The 17,651-nt window shown below is 58.7% G+C and carries 18 protein-coding genes; 9 read left to right on the top strand and 9 right to left on the bottom strand.

The features are described from left to right. Positions 1 to 39 precede the first annotated feature (39 nt). Genes chuS through ACQG2G_RS08970 form a run of 4 tightly spaced genes read left to right on the top strand, consistent with a single transcriptional unit; the run spans position 40 to position 3,650 of the window. Positions 40 to 1,068 (top strand): hematinate-forming heme oxygenase ChuS, encoded by a 1,029-nt coding sequence (chuS, locus tag ACQG2G_RS08985; protein WP_348595865.1) that lies wholly within the window; start codon positions 40 to 42, stop codon positions 1,066 to 1,068. Further along, positions 1,065 to 1,886 carry a heme/hemin ABC transporter substrate-binding protein gene (locus ACQG2G_RS08980; protein WP_038419175.1) on the top strand — a complete coding sequence of 274 codons (822 nt, stop codon included), beginning with the start codon at positions 1,065 to 1,067 and terminating at the stop codon, positions 1,884 to 1,886. The genes chuS and ACQG2G_RS08980 overlap by 4 nt, the downstream gene beginning before the upstream one ends. Then, complete coding sequence (locus tag ACQG2G_RS08975; protein ID WP_348595866.1) at positions 1,886 to 2,878, top strand: iron ABC transporter permease; 993 nt, start codon at positions 1,886 to 1,888, stop codon at positions 2,876 to 2,878. The genes ACQG2G_RS08980 and ACQG2G_RS08975 overlap by 1 nt, the downstream gene beginning before the upstream one ends. Beyond that, positions 2,871 to 3,650 carry a heme ABC transporter ATP-binding protein gene (locus tag ACQG2G_RS08970; protein WP_348595867.1) on the top strand — a complete coding sequence of 260 codons (780 nt, stop codon included), beginning with the start codon at positions 2,871 to 2,873 and terminating at the stop codon, positions 3,648 to 3,650. The genes ACQG2G_RS08975 and ACQG2G_RS08970 overlap by 8 nt, the downstream gene beginning before the upstream one ends. Here the strand turns inward: ACQG2G_RS08970 and ACQG2G_RS08965 are convergent. Next, positions 3,629 to 4,540 carry a LysR family transcriptional regulator gene (locus tag ACQG2G_RS08965; RefSeq protein ID WP_013096988.1) on the bottom strand — a complete coding sequence of 304 codons (912 nt, stop codon included), beginning with the start codon at positions 4,538 to 4,540 and terminating at the stop codon, positions 3,629 to 3,631. The genes ACQG2G_RS08970 and ACQG2G_RS08965 overlap by 22 nt on opposite strands. Before the next feature lie 140 nt (positions 4,541 to 4,680). Between ACQG2G_RS08965 and ACQG2G_RS08960 the strand changes: the two genes are divergently transcribed. From ACQG2G_RS08960 to ACQG2G_RS08940, 5 genes are read left to right on the top strand one after another with little or no spacing between them, the layout of a single operon-like run. Then, complete coding sequence (locus ACQG2G_RS08960) at positions 4,681 to 5,388, top strand: CoA transferase subunit A (RefSeq protein WP_348595868.1); 708 nt, start codon at positions 4,681 to 4,683, stop codon at positions 5,386 to 5,388. A gap of 2 nt (positions 5,389 to 5,390) precedes the next feature. Continuing rightward, positions 5,391 to 6,047 carry a CoA transferase subunit B gene (locus ACQG2G_RS08955; RefSeq protein WP_020688356.1) on the top strand — a complete coding sequence of 219 codons (657 nt, stop codon included), beginning with the start codon at positions 5,391 to 5,393 and terminating at the stop codon, positions 6,045 to 6,047. Between the two features lie 9 nt (positions 6,048 to 6,056). Beyond that, entirely contained in the window at positions 6,057 to 7,238 is a 1,182-nt protein-coding gene (locus ACQG2G_RS08950; protein WP_095427187.1) for an acetyl-CoA C-acetyltransferase, read from the top strand. Between the two features lie 43 nt (positions 7,239 to 7,281). Further along, a complete protein-coding gene (locus ACQG2G_RS08945; RefSeq protein ID WP_038980281.1) occupies positions 7,282 to 8,673 on the top strand; it encodes a GntP family permease in 1,392 nt (463 codons plus the stop codon). A 10-nt stretch (positions 8,674 to 8,683) separates the two neighbouring features. After that, the gene (locus tag ACQG2G_RS08940; protein ID WP_336340446.1) at positions 8,684 to 9,454 is read left to right on the top strand and encodes a 3-hydroxybutyrate dehydrogenase; all 771 of its coding nucleotides are present in this window, start codon (positions 8,684 to 8,686) and stop codon (positions 9,452 to 9,454) included. 39 nt (positions 9,455 to 9,493) lie between these two features. Here the strand turns inward: ACQG2G_RS08940 and selO are convergent, their stop codons facing one another. From selO to pheT, 8 genes are all read right to left on the bottom strand, one after another. After that, on the bottom strand, positions 9,494 to 10,936 hold the full coding sequence (gene selO / locus ACQG2G_RS08935; RefSeq protein ID WP_058684486.1) for a protein adenylyltransferase SelO: 1,443 nt from the start codon (positions 10,934 to 10,936) through the stop codon (positions 9,494 to 9,496). Between the two features lie 64 nt (positions 10,937 to 11,000). Next, positions 11,001 to 11,711: an EAL domain-containing protein gene (locus ACQG2G_RS08930; RefSeq protein ID WP_020688361.1), complete on the bottom strand. Its 711-nt coding sequence runs from the start codon at positions 11,709 to 11,711 to the stop codon at positions 11,001 to 11,003. A 293-nt stretch (positions 11,712 to 12,004) separates the two neighbouring features. After that, a complete protein-coding gene (locus tag ACQG2G_RS08925; RefSeq protein ID WP_023620702.1) occupies positions 12,005 to 12,469 on the bottom strand; it encodes a C40 family peptidase in 465 nt (154 codons plus the stop codon). A 74-nt stretch (positions 12,470 to 12,543) separates the two neighbouring features. Beyond that, positions 12,544 to 13,299: a vitamin B12 ABC transporter ATP-binding protein BtuD gene (btuD, locus tag ACQG2G_RS08920; protein WP_236276562.1), complete on the bottom strand. Its 756-nt coding sequence runs from the start codon at positions 13,297 to 13,299 to the stop codon at positions 12,544 to 12,546. Continuing rightward, positions 13,299 to 13,850, bottom strand: a complete 552-nt coding sequence (locus tag ACQG2G_RS08915) for a glutathione peroxidase (protein WP_020688363.1) — start codon at positions 13,848 to 13,850, stop codon at positions 13,299 to 13,301. The genes btuD and ACQG2G_RS08915 overlap by 1 nt, the downstream gene beginning before the upstream one ends. Before the next feature lie 22 nt (positions 13,851 to 13,872). Beyond that, positions 13,873 to 14,853, bottom strand: a complete 981-nt coding sequence (btuC, locus tag ACQG2G_RS08910; protein ID WP_061771988.1) for a vitamin B12 ABC transporter permease BtuC — start codon at positions 14,851 to 14,853, stop codon at positions 13,873 to 13,875. A gap of 103 nt (positions 14,854 to 14,956) precedes the next feature. After that, complete coding sequence (ihfA, locus tag ACQG2G_RS08905; RefSeq protein WP_013097001.1) at positions 14,957 to 15,256, bottom strand: integration host factor subunit alpha; 300 nt, start codon at positions 15,254 to 15,256, stop codon at positions 14,957 to 14,959. A gap of 4 nt (positions 15,257 to 15,260) precedes the next feature. Continuing rightward, positions 15,261 to 17,648, bottom strand: coding sequence for a phenylalanine--tRNA ligase subunit beta (gene pheT / locus ACQG2G_RS08900; protein WP_045295826.1), 2,388 nt, complete (start codon positions 17,646 to 17,648; stop codon positions 15,261 to 15,263). Positions 17,649 to 17,651: the final 3 nt, after the last annotated feature.

Below are 17,651 nucleotides of genomic sequence, written 5' to 3'. Positions count from 1 at the left end.
CCCCGGCTGGCCGGGGCAATGCTTTGAGAGGAAAAGACAATGCATCACTACACACGCTGGCTTGAGCTAAAAGAAGAAAATCCGGGTAAGTACGCGCGCGACATTGCAGGTTTAATGAACATCAGCGAAGCCGAGCTGACCTTCGCCCGTGTGGGCCATGACGCCTGGCGCCTGCGCGGTGACGTCCGCGAGATCCTGGCCGCGCTGGAATCGGTGGGCGAAACCAAATGCATCTGCCGCAACGACTACGCCGTTCACGAGCAGGTCGGCGCCTTTACCCATCAACACCTGAGCGGCCACGCCGGGCTGATCCTCAACCCGCGCGCGCTGGATCTGCGCCTGTTCCTTAACCAGTGGGCGAGCGTATTTCATATCAGCGAGGCCACCGCCCACGGCGAGCGGCAGAGCATTCAGTTCTTCGACCACCAGGGCGACGCCCTGCTGAAGGTTTACGCCACGGATAATACCGACCTCACCGCCTGGGGCGATCTGCTCACCCGCTTTATCTTTGCCGGGAATCCGCCGCTGGCGTTGAAAACGGCCGATGTCCCGGCTCACGCTGAAAACCCGGACGCCTCGCTCGTGGACACAGAGTGGCGTGCCATGACCGACGTGCATCAGTTCTTCAGCCTGCTCAAGCGCCACAACCTCAGCCGTCAACAGGCGTTTCGCCTGGTGGGCGACGATCTGGCTTGCAGGGTCGACAACACCGCGCTGGCCCAGCTGCTGGAAACGGCGCGCCAGGACGGGAACGAAATCATGATTTTCGTCGGCAACCGCGGCTGCGTGCAGATCTTCACCGGCGTGGTGGAAAAACTGATGCCGATGAAGGGCTGGCTGAACATCTTCAACCCGGCTTTCACCCTCCATCTGCTGGAAGGCGCCATCGCAGAATCCTGGGTCACGCGCAAACCGACAGCTGACGGACATGTCACCAGCCTGGAGCTGTTTGCCGCCGACGGCACGCAGATTGCCCAGCTTTACGGCCAGCGGAGCGAAGGCGAACCCGAGCAGAGCCAGTGGCGCAGCCAGATCGACGCCTTAACGGCAAAAGGGCTGGCCGCATGAAAAAATGGCTTGCCCTGATCAGCGCCCTGCCGCTGCTGGCATTTGCTGCGCCGCAGGAGAAAATCGTCGCGCTCGGCGGCGACGTCACCGAGATTGTCTATGCGCTCAACGCGGCATCTTCGCTGGTGGCACGCGACAGCACCAGCCAGTGGCCACAGGCGGCGAACACGCTGCCGGACGTGGGCTATCTGCGCCAGCTAAATGCCGAAGGCATTTTGTCCATGCGCCCTACGCTGGTGCTGGCCAGTGCACAGGCACAGCCGTCTCTGGCGTTAAAACAGGTAGAGCAGAGTCACGTCAGGGTGATCACCGTTCCGGCAGGCAATGACCTCAGTGTTATCGATGAAAAGGTTCGGGTTATCGCTGAGGCGACACACCGCGAGGCAGAAGGGAAAACCCTGCGCAGCTCGCTGCGTCAGGCGCTGTCGGCGCTTCCCGCGTCACCGCTCAATAAACGGGTGCTGTTTATTCTCAACCACGGCGGGATGACCGCGATGGCCGCCGGGCAACAAACCGCGGCGGATGCTGCCATTCGTGCGGCAGGGCTGCAGAACGCGATGCAGGGCTTCACTCGCTATCAGCCGCTGTCTCAGGAAGGCGTTATCGCCAGTCAGCCCGACCTGGTGGTGATCTCGCAGGATGGCGTGAACGCTCTGGGTGGGGCGGATGCGGTGTGGCAACTGCCCGGTCTGGCGCAAACTCCAGCGGGACGTCACCGGCAGATGCTGGCCATCGACGATATGGCGCTGCTGGGCTTTAGCGTGCGAACGCCACAGGCCATCCAGCAGTTACGCCGTAAAGCGGAGCAACTGCCCTGATGTCCCGACGTGCCGTACTGGCATTGTGGTTGCTGGCCGCGCTCCTGGCCGTCATGACGCTGGCGGCCAGCGGTGTGGGCGCGTTGCGCCTGCCGGTCAGCCTGCTGTGGACCGGCAGCGACGACTCGCTGCGTCAGATCTGGCTGACAATCCGCCTGCCCCGCGTGCTGCTGGCGCTGGCAATCGGCGGCTCACTGGCGCTGGCGGGCTGCGTGATGCAGGGACTGTTTCGTAACCCGCTGGCCGATCCGGGCCTGCTGGGGATCAGCAGCGGCGCAGCACTCGCCGTTGCGCTGTGGGTGGTTATTCCGCTCTCGCTGCCCGCGCTGGTGATGCTGTACGCCCCGATGCTGGCGGCGTTTCTCGGCGCGCTGGCCGCGACATTCGTCATTTTCCTGCTCAGCCGGCAGCGTGACAGTTCCCTGTCGCGACTGCTGCTGGTGGGGATTGCCATCAATGCCCTGTGCGGGGCGGCCGTCGGCGTGCTGTCCTGGCTCAGTAATGATGCCCAGCTTCGCCAGCTCTCACTCTGGGGCATGGGCAGCCTCGGCCAGGCCCAGTGGTCAACGCTGCTGGCCGTCTGTTCGTTGATGGTTCCCACCGTGCTGGTTATCTGGCGCCTGGCTGGCGCACTTAATTTGCTGCAGCTTGGCGAGGAAGAGGCGCACTACCTTGGGGTGGAGGTGGCCGTTGTACAGCGGCTCCTGCTGCTGTGCAGCGCCCTGCTGGTGGCCGCCGCGGTGGCCGTCAGCGGTGTCATCGGCTTTGTTGGCCTTGTGGTGCCACACCTGGTGCGCATGTGGCTGGGGGCCGACCACCGGGCGGTGATCCCCGGCTCAGTACTGGCCGGTGCGTTACTGTTGCTGGCTGCCGATACGCTGGCACGTACCCTGGTCGCCCCGGCGGAAATGCCGGTCGGTTTATTGACCAGTCTTCTCGGTGCGCCGTGGTTCCTGTGGCTTATCTTTCGTCGCGGAGGTGCGCATGGCTGAACGCTACTGTGCGGAAAATATTGTCTTTCACGCCGGGCAACGGACGCTGATCGACGACGTGTCGCTGACCCTCTCTCAGGGCGAACTGGTGGCGTTGATTGGCCCCAACGGTGCCGGGAAATCGACCTTGTTACGCCTGCTTACCGGCTATCTCAAACCCGGTAGCGGACGGTGCAGTCTGGCGGGAACGCCGCTTACGGCCTGGCCGCCGGACAGACTCTCCCGCTACCGGGCGGTCATGCGCCAGAATACCCAGCTCGGATTCGACTGGCCGGTAGAAGCGGTGATCGGGATGGGGCGTGCGCCGTGGACGCGCCGCCCTGAGGCGTCGGTGATTGAGGAGGTGATGGCCATCTCCGGCTGTTTACCGCTGGCGGGCAGGCAGTTTGCGGCGCTCTCCGGCGGGGAGCAGCAACGCGTTCAACTCGCCCGCGCGCTGGCACAGCTCTGGTGCGACGGTGCGCCGCGCGGCTGGCTGTTTCTGGATGAACCCACGTCCGCGCTGGATCTTTACCACCAGCAGCATCTGCTGCGCCTGCTCTCTTCCCTGACCCGTCGGGGGCATTTGCATGTCTGTGTTGTGCTGCACGATCTCAATCTGGCGGCGCTGTGGGCGGATCGGATCCTGTTGTTACATAACGGCAAAATGGTCGCTCAGGGGGCCCCGGAGGCGGTTCTGCAGGCCGATACGCTGACGCGCTGGTACGGCGCGCAGGTGCAGGTTGGCCGACACCCTGCTCATGCTGCACCTCAGGTGTTTCTCGCCCCCTGATCGGGCTGATAAAAATCTTTCAGGGTTTCCAGCAGGGCATGCGCCGCTTTTGAGAGCTGCGTGTGCCCCGGATGGATCACCCCGATACACTTTTCTATCGGCGGGCTGTCCAGCGGAATACAGACCGCACCCAGCGATGTCATCTGCGCCTCGCACAGCGCCGGTACGGCACTGCCGCCCAGCCCGCTGGCGACCATCCTTCCTACCGTCACCAGTTGATGGCTCTCCAGCGCCACCTCCAGCTTGCGGCCGCTACGGGCCAGCTCCTCTTCCATCATCAGGCGCACCGCCGAGGGGCGCTGCAGGGTAATGAAATCCAGCGTCAGCAGTTCATTCCAGGAAAGGCGTTTTTTCACCGCAAGGGGGGACGCTTTCGGCACAATGGCGACAAACCGGTCGAGGCCCAGCGGCGTAAACAGCAGGTTATGCGTCGGCGCTGGTTCAAAGGCGATCCCCATCTCGACCCGCCCTTCCCGCACCATCTCAATCACCTGTTCGTTGATGACATCATGCACGGTGACGTTGATCCCGGCATGGCGATCGCGAAACGCTTTCAGCACCTCCGGCAGGACGTTAGCCGCAAACGACGGCATGGCCGCGACCGAGATTTTGCCGCGCTGCAACGTAAAGCACTGGTGCATTGCCTCTTCCACGTTATCCCAGTCAGCCAGCAGCTGCCGCGCCATCGGTAAAAAGGTTTCGCCCTCCTGCGTCAGGGTGACCTTACGCGTGCTTCGCTGCAGCAGCGGGCCCCCCAGCGCATCCTCCAGCCCTTTAATCGTCAGGCTGAGGGCAGGCTGAGAAAGATTTAACCGTTCGCTGGCGTGCGCAAAATTGAGAGTGTGAGCTACCGCTAAAAACGCGCGTAACTGTTTGACACTCATTCTCATTTTTCATCCTGTTAACTAATTGAAAAAATTTAGTTAACAGGAAATTAATAAAAAAACCAAATGAGTGAGTCACAAATTCAAAATTAACAAAAGAGTCGTCGCCCCCAATGATACCGCCACGGACAACAGGAGGGATGGCTATGGCAGGACTGGATAAACGCGTCGGCAGCTATGCGCAGGCGCTGGAGGGGCTGGCGGACGGGATGACATTGCTGGCGGGCGGCTTTGGCCTGTGCGGTATTCCTGAAAATCTGATTGCGGAAGTCAAACGCCGTCAGGTGCAGGGCCTGACGGTGGTATCGAACAACTGCGGCGTGGATGGTTTCGGGCTCGGGCTGCTGCTGGAGACGCGCCAGGTGCGGAAGGTGGTGGCGTCTTACGTCGGCGAGAACGCGCTGTTCGAACAGCAGGTGCTGAGCGGCGAGCTGGAGGTTGAGCTGACGCCCCAGGGCACGCTGGCCGAAAAGGTGCGCACGGGCGGGGCCGGTATTCCGGCATTTTACACGGCCACCGGCTATGGCACGCCCGTGGCCGCCGGGAAAGAGGTACGTCAGTTTGCCGGTAAGCACTACATCCTTGAAGAGGCCATTACAGGCGATTTTGCGCTGATCAAAGGCTGGAAAGCGGACTGGTACGGCAACGTCATCTACCGCCACACCGCGCAAAATTTCAACCCGCTGATGGCCACCGCAGGACGGATAACCGTGGTGGAGGTGGAAGAGATTGTCCCGCCGGGTGAGCTGCCGCCGTCCGCCATTCACACCCCGGGAATTTACGTCGACAGGCTGATTGTCGGCCAGTTTGAGAAACGCATTGAACAGCGCACGCTGCGCGCAGAGGGAGTCTGACCATGTTAACCCGCGAACAGATGGCCATGCGCGTCGCCCGCGAGCTGCGCGACGGTTACTACGTCAACCTGGGGATCGGTATCCCGACGCTGGTGGCGAACTACATCCCGGCCGGCATGGACGTGATGCTCCAGTCAGAAAACGGACTGCTGGGGATGGGGGAATTTCCCGATGCGCAGAGCCTTGATGCCGACATGATTAACGCTGGTAAGCAGACCGTTACCGCACGAACCGGTGCCGCCATTTTCGACTCGGCCCAGTCCTTCGCCATGATCCGGGGGGGTCACGTCGACCTCACGGTGCTCGGGGCGTTTGAGGTGGACGTGGAAGGCAACATCGCCTCGTGGATGATCCCCGGAAAGATGGTGAAAGGCATGGGCGGCGCCATGGATCTTGTCGCCGGGGCGCAGAACATCATTGTCGTGATGACCCACGCGTCGAAGAGCGGTGAGTCCAAACTGCTGTCGCGCTGCACGCTACCGCTCACCGGCGTGGGCTGCATCCGCCGGGTGTTAACCGACCTGGCCCTGCTGGAAATTAAAGACGGTGCGTTCATTCTGCGTGAATACGCCCCCGGCGTCGGCATTGACGAGATCGTCAGCAAAACTGCCGGAAAAATCATCGTGGCGGACGACGTTCGCGAAATGCGCTTTAGCTGAGGACTCAACATGAAAAACGTCATGATAGTCGGGGCAACGCGAACGCCGATTGGCAGTTTTCGCGGTTCGCTCTCTCCCCTTTCCGCCGTTGAACTTGGTGCTGTCGCGGTGCGCCGCCTGCTTGAGGAGAGCTCGCTTTCGGCAGGTGACACAGACGAACTGATTTTTGGGCAGGTGCTGACGGCAGGCTGCGGACAAAACCCGGCACGTCAGACGGCTTTCGCCGCCGGGCTGCCCGTCAGTACCCCTGCCACCACGGTCAATCTGGTCTGCGGCGCGGGGCTGAAGGCGGTACAGCTTGCGGCACAGGCTATCCGCTGTGGAGACGCAGAGGTGGTGATCGCGGGCGGTCAGGAGAGCATGAGCAATGCCCCTTACCTGCTGGATGGCGCCCGTTCCGGGCTGCGTTTTGGCCACACGGGCCTGCAGGACAGCATGATCGTCGACGGCCTGTGGGATGCGTTTAACGATTACCACATGGGGATCACTGCGGAAAACGTCGCCCGGCAGTACGGCATTTCACGCGAACAGCAGGATGCCTTCGCCGCCGGGTCACAGCAAAAGGCGGCGTCTGCCATCGAATCTGCTCGCTTTGAGGCCGAGATTACCCCGGTAACGGTGAAACAGGGCAAGAAGCCGCCATTGGTGATTCGTCATGACGAACAACCCCGGCCAGGAACCACCGCAGAACAGCTTGCGCAACTGCGCCCCGCGTTTCGCCAGGAGGACGGCACGGTCACGGCGGGGAATGCCTCCACCCTGAACGATGGCGCCGCCGCGGTGTTGATGATGAGCGAAGAAAAAGCGCGGGCGAGCGGACTACCGGTGCTGGGCCGGATCGTGAGCTACGCCGTTACCGGGGTCGACCCGTCCGTAATGGGCATCGGCCCCGTCAGCGCCTGCCAGACCGCGCTGGCGCGGGCAGGCTGGACGCTGGATGAGGTGGATCTCATCGAAGCCAACGAAGCTTTTGCCGCGCAGGCGCTGGCGGTTGGTAACCTGCTTGGCTGGGATGCGCGCAAGGTGAACGTTAACGGTGGCGCTATCGCGCTGGGCCATCCGATTGGTGCATCCGGCTGTCGGATCCTTGTGACGCTGCTGCATGAGATGCAGCGCCGTGACGCCAAAAAAGGGCTGGTCACTCTGTGCATAGGCGGCGGGCAAGGCATTGCGCTGACCGTCGAGCGTTAAACCTCTCGTGAGTACCCGAATATAACAACAGTAAGGAGTCGCAATGAGTGTGTTAATTGCCCTGGCGGCGCTGGCGCTGCTGATGCTGGCGGCCTATCGCGGATATAGTGTTATTCTTTTTGCGCCCATTGCGGCGCTGGGTGCCGTGCTGTTAACCGACCCGGGCGCTGTCGGCCCGACGTTTACCGGCCTGTTTATGGAAAAGATGGTGGGCTTCGTCAAGCTCTACTTCCCGGTGTTCCTGCTGGGCGCCGTGTTTGGCAAGCTGATTGAACTCTCCGGCTTCTCACGATCCATTGTTGCCGCAGCGATTCAAATCCTTGGCCGCCGCCACGCCATTCCGGTGATTGTGCTGGTCTGCGCGCTGTTAACCTACGGCGGCGTGTCGCTCTTTGTGGTGGCGTTTGCCGTTTATCCTTTCGCCGCCGAACTGTTTCGCCAGAGCGGGATCCCCAAACGGCTGATCCCGGCGACCGTGGCGCTGGGGGCGTTCTCGTTCACCATGGACGCCCTGCCCGGCACGCCGCAGATCCAGAATATTATCCCCACCAGCTTCTTCGGCACTAATGCCTGGGCTGCCCCCTGGCTGGGGCTGATTGGCTCGCTGTTTATTATCTGCTTTGGCCTGCTCTGGCTGGAGCGCCAGCGGCGGAAAGCGCTCAATAACAATGAAGGTTACGGCACGGGTCTGAAAAACGAACCGGAAACGCCGGACAACATTAACCTTCCCCATCCGCTGATTGCGATTTCCCCCCTGCTGGTGGTGGGGATCCTCAACCTGCTGTTTACCCGCTGGATCCCCGGCTGGTATGGCACCAGCCACGAGCTGACCCTGCCCGGACTGGCAAAGCCGATTGTGACCGAGGTCAGCAAGATCACCGCCATCTGGGCCGTGGAAGCCGCGCTGATTTCCGGTATCGTGCTGGTGCTGTTCTTTGGCTTTCGCAACATCCGGGGACGTCTGGCGGAAGGCAGTCGGACGGCAGTGAGCGGCGCGATCCTGGCGGCGATGAATACCGCCTCGGAATATGGTTTCGGTGCAGTTATCGCCGCCCTGCCCGGCTTTCTGGTCTTATCCCACGCGCTGGCGGCTATTCCGAACCCGTTACTGAATGAAGCGATCAGCGTAACCGTTCTCGCCGGGATCACCGGTTCGGCTTCAGGTGGGATGAGCATTGCGCTGGCGGCCATGGCAGACAGCTTTGTCGCCGCCGCCCATGCCGCGAATATTCCGCTGGAGGTCCTGCACCGGGTGGCTTCTATGGCCAGCGGTGGCATGGATACACTCCCCCATAACGGCGCGGTGATTACGCTGCTGGCCATCACTGGTCTTAGCCATCGTCAGGCCTATGGCGGTATTTTCGCCATCACGATCATCAAAAGTCTGGCGGTGCTTTTTGTCATTGCCGTGTTCTATCTCACCGGCATTGTGTAAGGAGAATAAAATGAATCTGAACGGTAAAACGGCGCTGGTGACCGGCTCGACCAGCGGTATTGGTCTGGGCATCGCCCGCGTACTGGCAAAGGCCGGAGCGCAGCTGATCCTCAACGGTTTTGGCGACAGTGACGCAGCAAGAGAAGAGATCGCCCGGCTGGGGAAAAAACCGGGCTATCACGATGCAGATCTGCGTGACACCCTGCAAATCGACGCGATGATGCGCTACGCCGACACGCAGTTCGGCGGAGTGGATATTCTTATCAATAATGCCGGGATACAGCATGTCGCCCCGGTTGAGACGTTCCCGGTGGAGAAATGGAACGACATTATTGCCATTAACCTGTCGTCGGTGTTTCACACCAGCAGACTGGCGCTGCCTGCAATGCGCGAGAAAAACTGGGGACGCATCATTAATATCGCCTCCGTGCATGGGCTGGTGGCATCGAAAGAGAAGTCAGCCTATGTCGCCGCCAAGCATGGGGTGGTCGGTTTTACAAAATCCCTGGCGCTGGAGACTGCCCGCACCGGTATTACCGCTAACGCCATCTGCCCGGGATGGGTGCTTACGCCGCTGGTTCAGCAGCAGATCGACAAACGTATCGCAGAAGGGGTGCCTGCGGATCGGGCGCGCGAGCAGTTGCTTGCGGAGAAACAGCCATCAGGAGAGTTTGTTACGCCAGAACAGCTGGGTGAACTGGCGCTGTTTTTATGTAGTGACAGCGCCGTGCACGTGCGGGGCGCTGCGTGGAATATGGACGGCGGGTGGGTCGCCCAGTGACGTATCGGCCGGGCAAACCTGTGCTTCCCGGCCATAACATTAGCTTGAGCAGCTGACCTCCAGCCGCTTGCCCCAGTCAGGCGGGCGGCTGACATAATCGTCGTCCCGGTCGGCAAACGGCGTGCGCAACGCTATGTGCAGCCGGTGTAATTCCGCATACTCACCTTGCTCCGCCTGCTCAATCGCCCGCTGCGCCAGCCAGTTGCGCAAGACCATCGCCGGGTTCGCCGCGTTCATCTGCGCCTGCCGGGTCGCGTCATCCACCTGCTCTTGTTGCAGGCGCGCCCGGTAAGTGGCAAACCAGTCGTCAAACGCCTGTCGGTCGATAAACTCATCGCGCAGCGGTGAGGCGGCGCTATGCTGCTCTGTCTGGCCGAGCATACGGAAGGTACGGGTATAGTCGCTGCCCTCACGCGCCATGAGCGCAAACAAGCCATTCAGAATAGTGTTATCGCCCTTCTCCTGCGTCATCAGCCCCAGCTTGTTGCGCATCAGCGTGCCGTATTCGCGCAGCAATATCTCCTGATAGCCGTCGAGCGCATCATTCAGGGCATCAACGTCGATAAACGGCGACAGGGATTGCGCCAGACGCTGCAGATTCCACAGCCCCACCGCCGGCTGATTGTCAAAGCTGTAGCGCCCCTGATAGTCCGAGTGGTTGCAGATATACCCCGGCTGATAGTCATCGAGAAAACCAAACGGACCGTAATCAAAGGTCAGCCCCAGAATTGACATGTTGTCGGTGTTCATCACGCCATGAGCAAAGCCTACGGACTGCCAGCGGGCAATCATGATTGCCGTGCGGGCAACCACATCCCGGAACCAGAGGTGGTATTTGTCGGCCTCGTCCTGTAACTGCGGCCAGTGCCGTCGGATGGCGTAATCGGCAAGCTGGCGTACGTTTTCCGGCTCGCGGCGATAATAAAAGTGTTCAAAATGGCCGAAACGCAGATGGCTTTGCGCAATGCGCATCAGCATCGCGCCTTTCTCTACCGTTTCGCGAACCACCGGGGTGTCACTGGTCACTATCGTCAGCGCGCGCGTGGTGGGAATACCCAGCGCATGCATCGCTTCCGACGCCAGACTTTCACGAATGGTTGAGCGCAGTACCGCGCGCCCGTCGCCCATGCGTGAATAGGGTGTGAGACCCGCCCCTTTCAGGTGCCAGTCGACCGTCTCTCCGCCGGGAAGCTGTTGTTCGCCGAGCAGGATCCCACGGCCGTCCCCCAGCTGTCCCGCCCAGACGCCAAACTGGTGTCCGCTATAGACCTGAGCGAGGGGCTGCATGCCATCGAGCAGCGTTTCCCCTCCCCAGACGCCCGCGCCGTCTGAAGGCTGGAACATTTCCGGTGGGATAGCCAGGTCGTTCGCCAGCGAATCGTTATGCCAGACAAGACGGGAATGATGTAATGGTGTTGGTTTGAGTGCGGTATAAAAACCCGGCAACTCGTCATGCCAGTGCGCAGTAAAAGACAGGGTCATAAGTCCTCCTGCTTTTAGTGTAGAGGGTTTACCCGGACTTAAACACGGGCGAAAGAAAGGGTTATCACTGAACCAGCGTGGTGACGCGCTCTGCAGTTACGGCAGGCCACAGCGCCCCCTGCATGGCACCAAAGTTGAAGGATAAAACGCGCTGCAACAGGGCATGATCGTCAATACCGGCGACGAGCACAGACTGACAATGTGACGTTATTTGCCACAGAATAGCACGCATAAAGGGCTCAAAAGAAAGCGCTGCCGCGTGCTGCTGGATAAACCCTTTGTCCAGAATGACACGTTTAAACAAACCATCATAAACGGCTTTAAGCGAGGCTTCACCGGCACCAAAGTTTGCCAGTACCAGCGGAAAATGAATCGCCATTCTCGCCAGTTCAGGATCGTCTTTTCCGTTATTTAAACCTGGATAATTCTCATTAACAGTAAACTCAAGAAACGGATAACGCTCAAGTATTGAAACAGCGTTCCCATTACTTAATAAAAACTCAACTATTACAGGTGTAATATTGATCCATGCAATTAACTGATGCTGAATAAAAAACAGTTTGCAGGTATCAAGCAATTGCAGTTTTTCTTGAAACAGCGCTAACTCTTCTGCCGGTGTCAGACGTGGGATAACGAGTTCAGTGGGGATCCGTACATCGCTGCCGACGCCAGTAAAGTTAACCGTCACCTCTAATCCTTTAAGCTCACCGGCATTATTGCGGGCAGGCTGGAGCAACAGTTCAGACTGGTAGGCATTATCTAACGTAATAATCATTGCACTCGCCCCGCATTAAAGATGAGAGAGGACATCCTGGAGCAATTGCTGACACAATTCCACTGTCTTGATTTTAATAAGTTTAATTTCATTAGATCCGTATTAATTTTCAGATTTATCCCTGAATCTAAAATAATCTTATCCTGGTTGCTGCGTAATAGCCAGTTTTAGATAAAACAGACACATAAGGACATAAGTAATTTGTTGTAAATTTAACTTTAATCATCTTATTTGCAAAAAAACGGCATGGTTTAATTGTGCCATGCCGTCAGAAATGCGTGGTCGGTGGCGGACTAAATACGTCGTGCCTGCCAGAAATTTTTACGCCAGTAAACATTATCGAGCGAAGAACGCATCACCCCACGACTGGTCGAGGCATGAATAAACTGGTTATCCGTATCATAAATGCCAACATGCAGACCACTTTCACCCGAGCCGGTTTTGAAAAAAACCAGGTCGCCGGGTAACAACTCATCTTTATCAATTTCGGTACCGATTTCAGCCTGTTTGCGCGTTTCGCGCGGAAGCTGCAAATCAAACTTATCCCGGAACGTCATCAGCACAAAGCCGGAGCAATCCACCCCACCACGACTCATGCCACCGTAGCGATACGGTGTCCCGCGCCAGTTGCTCAGCTGATCGTTCAGGCTGGCAATCACGGTGATTGAATCTGAAAGTCGTGGGTTAGGCGGCGGTGCGCGATGGCTACTGCATCCCGCAAGAAATAACGCTGCCACCATGAGAAACCAGAATCGCATGTCCAGACGAATCCTCTGCTTTTTTTATTCTTTTCGTAATTTAGCGTGCAATGGCGCTAACAGGCAAGAAACGGTTACTCGTGTGCGGTAGAAATCAGCATCTTATGCCCTTCGATATCCAGCCTGCGGAACGGCATATGGTAAGCACGAGCGAGATTTGGCGGCGTAAGGACGCTATCGCGCGTGCCGCTGGCGATCATCTTCCCGCACGCCAGAAGCCAGACGCTGTGCGCATGGCGCAGCGTATGGTTCAGGTCATGGCTGCTCATCACCACGGCAATGCCTTGTCGACACAGTGCGCTGAGGAGCGTGTCCAGCGCCGCCTGTTGCGCCACGTCCAGACCGCTCATCGGCTCGTCCAGCAACAACAGTCGCCCGTGAGGGTTGCCCGCCGGATGGATCTGAAGGATCACCGCCGCCAGACGGACGCGCTGCCACTCGCCACCGGAAAGCTGGCTGGCATGCCGGGAAAGTTTGTCCTCTAACCCCAACGCTGCCGCCACTTCGGTGAGCAGCGCGGTCTGCTGTTTATCGTGCAGATGCAGCATCAGATAGTGCCAGACCGGCATCGCAAACGGCGGGACCTGCTGCTGAACAAGGTAGCTCCGCCGGTGCGCCAGCGCGACCGCCGACCAGTCACCAAGGGGGCTATCGAGCAAGGTGATCGAGCCTGGCCCGACTGTCAGCCCCGCCATGCGCGCCAGCAGCGTACTCTTCCCTGCCCCGTTCGGCCCCACCAGATGCAGGATTTCACCTGCACGGATGGCCGCCGTCACCGGCTCCAGACGCCCCGTCTCGGCAACGTCCGTGAGCTGCATCAGCTGCGTCATTATTTCGCCAGCGCCAGCTTGATTGACTCCATGACGATAGGATCTTCAGGCGTCATATCCGGAGAAAAACGCTGAACGACCTGGCCGTCACGACCAATCAGGAATTTTTCGAAATTCCACAGGATGTCGTCCGGATAGAGCGGTGCTCGCCCTTTGCTGGCCATACGCTCGTAAAAGCCACTGCCTTCCGGTGCCACGGCGGTCGGCGCGGCGGCCACCAGTTTGGCATACAGCGGGTGACGATTTTCGCCATTCACATCAATTTTGCTGAACATCGGGAACGTCACGCCATAGGTGGTGCTGCAAAACGTTTTGATCTCCTCTTCGCTGCCCGGCTCCTGACCCAGGAACTGATTGCACGGGAAGCCCAGCACGGTAAAGCCGTCTTTCTCCCAGGCTTTCTGAATGTTCTCCAGCTGCTCGTACTGCGGCGTCAGACCACATTTGGAGGCCACGTTCACAATGAGCAACACGTTGCCTTTGTAGCGTTCCAGGGTGGTTTTGTCCCCGTCGATGGTGGTCACTTCGGTATTCAGAATATCAGACTGCATAGCATTTCCTCAGGTTATCGATTTAACGTCCAGCTTTTAATAGTAGCCAGATAAACACCGGCGCGCCCAGCGTGGCGGTGACCACACCGATGGGCAACTCAGCGGCGTTCAGGGCGAGCCTGGCGATGATATCCGCCACCAGCAGCGTTGCCGCACCGGCCACTGCCGAGGCGGGAAGTAAGATTCGATGGTCGGTGATGCCACACAGACGCAGCATGTGCGGGATAACCAGCCCGATAAAGCCAATCGCCCCCGCCAGCGCCACGCTCACTCCCACCAGCCAGCCGATTGCAATCACCAGCGCGTTGCGCCAGACGCCAATCGGCATCCCGAGCTGGCGGGCTGAGGTTTCACCAAGAGCGAGAATATTCAGCGGCTGCGACTGCACGCCCGCCCAAAGTATGACCGGGACCAGCAGCACCATCAGCCAGCCCTGCCGCCAGTCTACGCCGCCAAACCCGCCCATCATCCAGTACATCAGTTGACGCAGATCGAACGAGGTGGAGAAGTAGACCGCCCAGGTCATCAACGCGCTGCAGATGATCCCCAACGCAACCCCGGCAAGCAGCAGCCGACTGGTTGATAAATGGCGTCGTGCGAAGCGCAGGAGAATAAGGGTGATCAGCAATGCCCCGAGAATGGCGCTGAGGCTAACGCCCCAGGGGGAAAGCGCCCCACCGCCGAGCATCACCGCGGCAATCAGCCCTACACCGGCGCCATTTGAGACACCGAGCAGCCCCGGCTCTGCCAGAGGGTTTTCAAACAACGCCTGCATAATGGTGCCTGAGAGCGCCAGCGCGGCACCGACCAGGATCACCGCCAGCGTGCGCGGCAGACGAATTTGCCAGACGAAAAGCTGCCCTTCAGGACCAAACCAGCGTACCGGGCTTAGCCACTGGTCGCCGGCACACAGGCTGAAACCGGCGGCAACAAAAAGCAGCAGTACCAGCAAAAGCAGGCGGCGTCGATCGGAACGCTGTTGGCGATGGGCAAAATCAAGCATGTGTACGGTTTTATTAGCGTGAGATGTAATTGATTTTACGGCGGGTTTGCCAGCGAGAGCAAAGAAAAAAGGCCGCGAGAGCGGCCTTTTTAGTTAGTTCATATTACTCTGTTTTGGGCGTTGCGTTTTCGACACGGCTTTTTAACTTCTGTCCGGGTCTGAAGGTCACCACGCGGCGGGCTGTAATGGGAATATCTTCCCCCGTCTTCGGGTTACGGCCCGGACGTTGGTTTTTGTCTCGCAAATCAAAATTGCCAAAGCCGGAGAGTTTTACCTGCTCACCATTTTCCAGAGCACGACGGATCTCTTCGAAAAACAGCTCTACCAGCTCTTTGGCATCCCGTTTGCTAAGCCCAAGCTTATCAAACAGATATTCTGACATTTCAGCTTTTGTAAGCGCCATAGGTTCAATCCCTCAATGATGCCTGGAATCGCTCTTTTAATGCCTCTACACATTTGGCGACGGTAGCGGCAATCTCCTCTTCTTCGAGTGTACGGCTGGTATCCTGAAGGATAAGGCTGATAGCGAGGCTCTTGAAACCTTCTGCTACGCCCTTGCCGCGGTACACGTCAAATAAGTTTACGCCAACTACCTGATTTACGCCAACTTTCTTACACTCGGCCAAAATATCTGCTGCAGGCACGTTTTCAGCGACCACAACCGCGATATCACGGCGGTTTGCCGGGAAGCGAGAGACGTCCTGCGCCTGTGGAATCACGCGGTCTGCAACCGGACTCCATTCCAGCTCAAACACGATGGTACGGCCGTTCAGGTCCAGTTTACGTTCCAGCTCAGGATGAACAACGCCAATAAAACCAATGCGTTTGCCCGCTAAATAGATAGCCGCACTTTGGCCCGGATGGAGCGCCGGAATGGCTTCTGCACGGAATTCAATTTCAGATAATTTACCGGTCAGATCGAGAATCGCTTCCAGATCGCCCTTCATATCGTAGAAATCAACCGTGCCTTTTGCCAGGTCCCAGTGCTCTTCATAGCGATTACCGCTGATGGCGCCAGCCAGCATGAGATCCTGACGGATGCCTAAATTTGCCTGATTATCCGGCACAAAGCGCAAACCGCTTTCGAAAATTCGCACACGGTTTTGCTGACGATTCTGGTTGTAGACAATCGTGCCCAGCAGGCCGGTCCACAGAGACAGGCGCATTGCCGACATCTCGCTGGAGATCGGGCTTGGCAGGATCAGCGCCTCCTGGCCTGGATGGATCAGCTGCTGCAGCTTAGGATCGACAAAGCTGTAGGTGATCACTTCCTGATAACCTTTGTCGTTCAGCATGGTTTTCACACGCTTCAGGGAGAGATCGGCTTCACGGTGGGAGCCCATCACCAGACCGGCCTGTACCGGCTCGTCAGGGATGTTGTTGTAGCCGTAGACGCGGGCCACTTCTTCCACCAGATCTTCTTCAATCTCCATGTCGAAACGCCATGACGGCGCAACGGCTTTCCACTCGTCCTGCCCTTCCGTCACGTCGCAACCCAGACGCTTCAGAATATCGGTGACCTGTGCATCGGCAACGTGGTGGCCAATCAGGCGATCCAGCTTGCTGCGACGCAGGGTGATGGTCGCGCGCTTCGGCAGGGTGTCTTCGTTGGTTACATCAATAACCGGGCCCGCTTCGCCGCCGCAGATGTCGATCAGCAGACGGGTCGCACGTTCCATCGCTTTGTACTGCAGCGCCGGGTCAACGCCGCGCTCGTAGCGGTGAGAGGCATCGGTGTGCAGACCATGACGACGCGCACGACCGGTAATAGAGAGCGGGCTGAAGAAGGCACATTCCAGCAGAACGTTTTGCGTTTCATCGTTCACGCCAGAGTGTTCGCCACCGAAGATCCCGCCCATCGCCAGCGCCTTACCGTGATCGGCAATCACCAGCGTGTCGGCATTCAGTTTTGCTTCGCTGCCGTCCAGCAGAACCAGGGTTTCACCCTCTTTCGCCATACGCACGATAATCCCGCCGTCGATACGATCTTTATCGAACGCGTGCATTGGCTGGCCCAGTTCCAGCAGAACATAGTTGGTCACGTCAACAACCGCATCGATAGAACGGATACCGCAGCGACGCAGTTTTTCTTTCATCCACAGCGGGGTTGGCGCTTTGACGTTGATACCTTTCACCACACGACCGAGGTAGCGTGGGCAGGCTTCAGGCGCGTCTACCTGAATAGGCAGGACGTCACTGATGGTAGCAGCAACCGGGACGATCTCCGGCGCGTTCAGTTCGGTCTGGTTCAGCACCGCAACATCGCGGGCCACGCCGATAATCCCTAAGCAGTCCGCACGGTTTGGCGTCACGCTGATTTCGATGGTGTTGTCATCGAGCTTCAGGTATTCGCGGATATCGGTGCCGATTGGCGCATCCAGCGGCAGTTCAATAATGCCGTTGTGATCGTCGGAAATACCCAGCTCGGAGAACGAGCACAGCATGCCTTCAGACGGCTCGCCGCGCAGTTTGGCCGCTTTAATTTTGAAATCGCCCGGCAGCACAGCGCCGACAGTCGCCACGGCCACTTTCAGGCCCTGACGGCAGTTTGGCGCGCCGCAGACGATATCCAGCAGACGATCGCCACCCACATTAACTTTGGTGACGCGCAATTTGTCAGCGTTAGGATGCTGACCACATTCAACCACTTCGCCCACAACCACGCCGGTGAAGGCGCCAGAAACCGGCTCTACACCGTCAACTTCCAGACCCGCCATGGTGATCTGGTTGGAAAGCGCTTCGCTGTCCAGCGTGGTGTTCACCCATTCGCGTAACCACAGTTCACTGAATTTCATTGT

Origin of the sequence: Enterobacter cloacae complex sp. 382A5 (assembly GCF_050031095.1) — a bacterium.
Lineage (GTDB): Bacteria > Pseudomonadota > Gammaproteobacteria > Enterobacterales > Enterobacteriaceae > Enterobacter > Enterobacter cloacae.
This window is presented reverse-complemented; position numbering and strand designations above follow the sequence as displayed.

Bases quoted from the DNA above. Each gene is read 5' to 3' on its own strand.
- selO (WP_058684486.1), bottom strand. From the start codon at position 10,936: ATGACCCTGTCTTTTACTGCGCACTGGCATGACGAGTTGCCGGGTTTT.
- ACQG2G_RS08930 (WP_020688361.1), bottom strand. From the start codon at position 11,711: ATGATTATTACGTTAGATAATGCCTACCAGTCTGAACTGTTGCTCCAG.
- chuS (WP_348595865.1), top strand. From the start codon at position 40: ATGCATCACTACACACGCTGGCTTGAGCTAAAAGAAGAAAATCCGGGT.
- ACQG2G_RS08975 (WP_348595866.1), top strand. From the start codon at position 1,886: ATGTCCCGACGTGCCGTACTGGCATTGTGGTTGCTGGCCGCGCTCCTG.
- ACQG2G_RS08965 (WP_013096988.1), bottom strand. From the start codon at position 4,540: ATGAGAATGAGTGTCAAACAGTTACGCGCGTTTTTAGCGGTAGCTCAC.
- ACQG2G_RS08915 (WP_020688363.1), bottom strand. From the start codon at position 13,850: ATGCAGTCTGATATTCTGAATACCGAAGTGACCACCATCGACGGGGAC.
- btuD (WP_236276562.1), bottom strand. From the start codon at position 13,299: ATGACGCAGCTGATGCAGCTCACGGACGTTGCCGAGACGGGGCGTCTG.
- pheT (WP_045295826.1), bottom strand. From the start codon at position 17,648: ATGAAATTCAGTGAACTGTGGTTACGCGAATGGGTGAACACCACGCTG.
- ACQG2G_RS08980 (WP_038419175.1), top strand. From the start codon at position 1,065: ATGAAAAAATGGCTTGCCCTGATCAGCGCCCTGCCGCTGCTGGCATTT.
- ACQG2G_RS08960 (WP_348595868.1), top strand. From the start codon at position 4,681: ATGGCAGGACTGGATAAACGCGTCGGCAGCTATGCGCAGGCGCTGGAG.
- ACQG2G_RS08970 (WP_348595867.1), top strand. From the start codon at position 2,871: ATGGCTGAACGCTACTGTGCGGAAAATATTGTCTTTCACGCCGGGCAA.
- ACQG2G_RS08950 (WP_095427187.1), top strand. From the start codon at position 6,057: ATGAAAAACGTCATGATAGTCGGGGCAACGCGAACGCCGATTGGCAGT.
- ACQG2G_RS08945 (WP_038980281.1), top strand. From the start codon at position 7,282: ATGAGTGTGTTAATTGCCCTGGCGGCGCTGGCGCTGCTGATGCTGGCG.
- ACQG2G_RS08940 (WP_336340446.1), top strand. From the start codon at position 8,684: ATGAATCTGAACGGTAAAACGGCGCTGGTGACCGGCTCGACCAGCGGT.
- ACQG2G_RS08925 (WP_023620702.1), bottom strand. From the start codon at position 12,469: ATGCGATTCTGGTTTCTCATGGTGGCAGCGTTATTTCTTGCGGGATGC.
- ACQG2G_RS08955 (WP_020688356.1), top strand. From the start codon at position 5,391: ATGTTAACCCGCGAACAGATGGCCATGCGCGTCGCCCGCGAGCTGCGC.
- btuC (WP_061771988.1), bottom strand. From the start codon at position 14,853: ATGCTTGATTTTGCCCATCGCCAACAGCGTTCCGATCGACGCCGCCTG.
- ihfA (WP_013097001.1), bottom strand. From the start codon at position 15,256: ATGGCGCTTACAAAAGCTGAAATGTCAGAATATCTGTTTGATAAGCTT.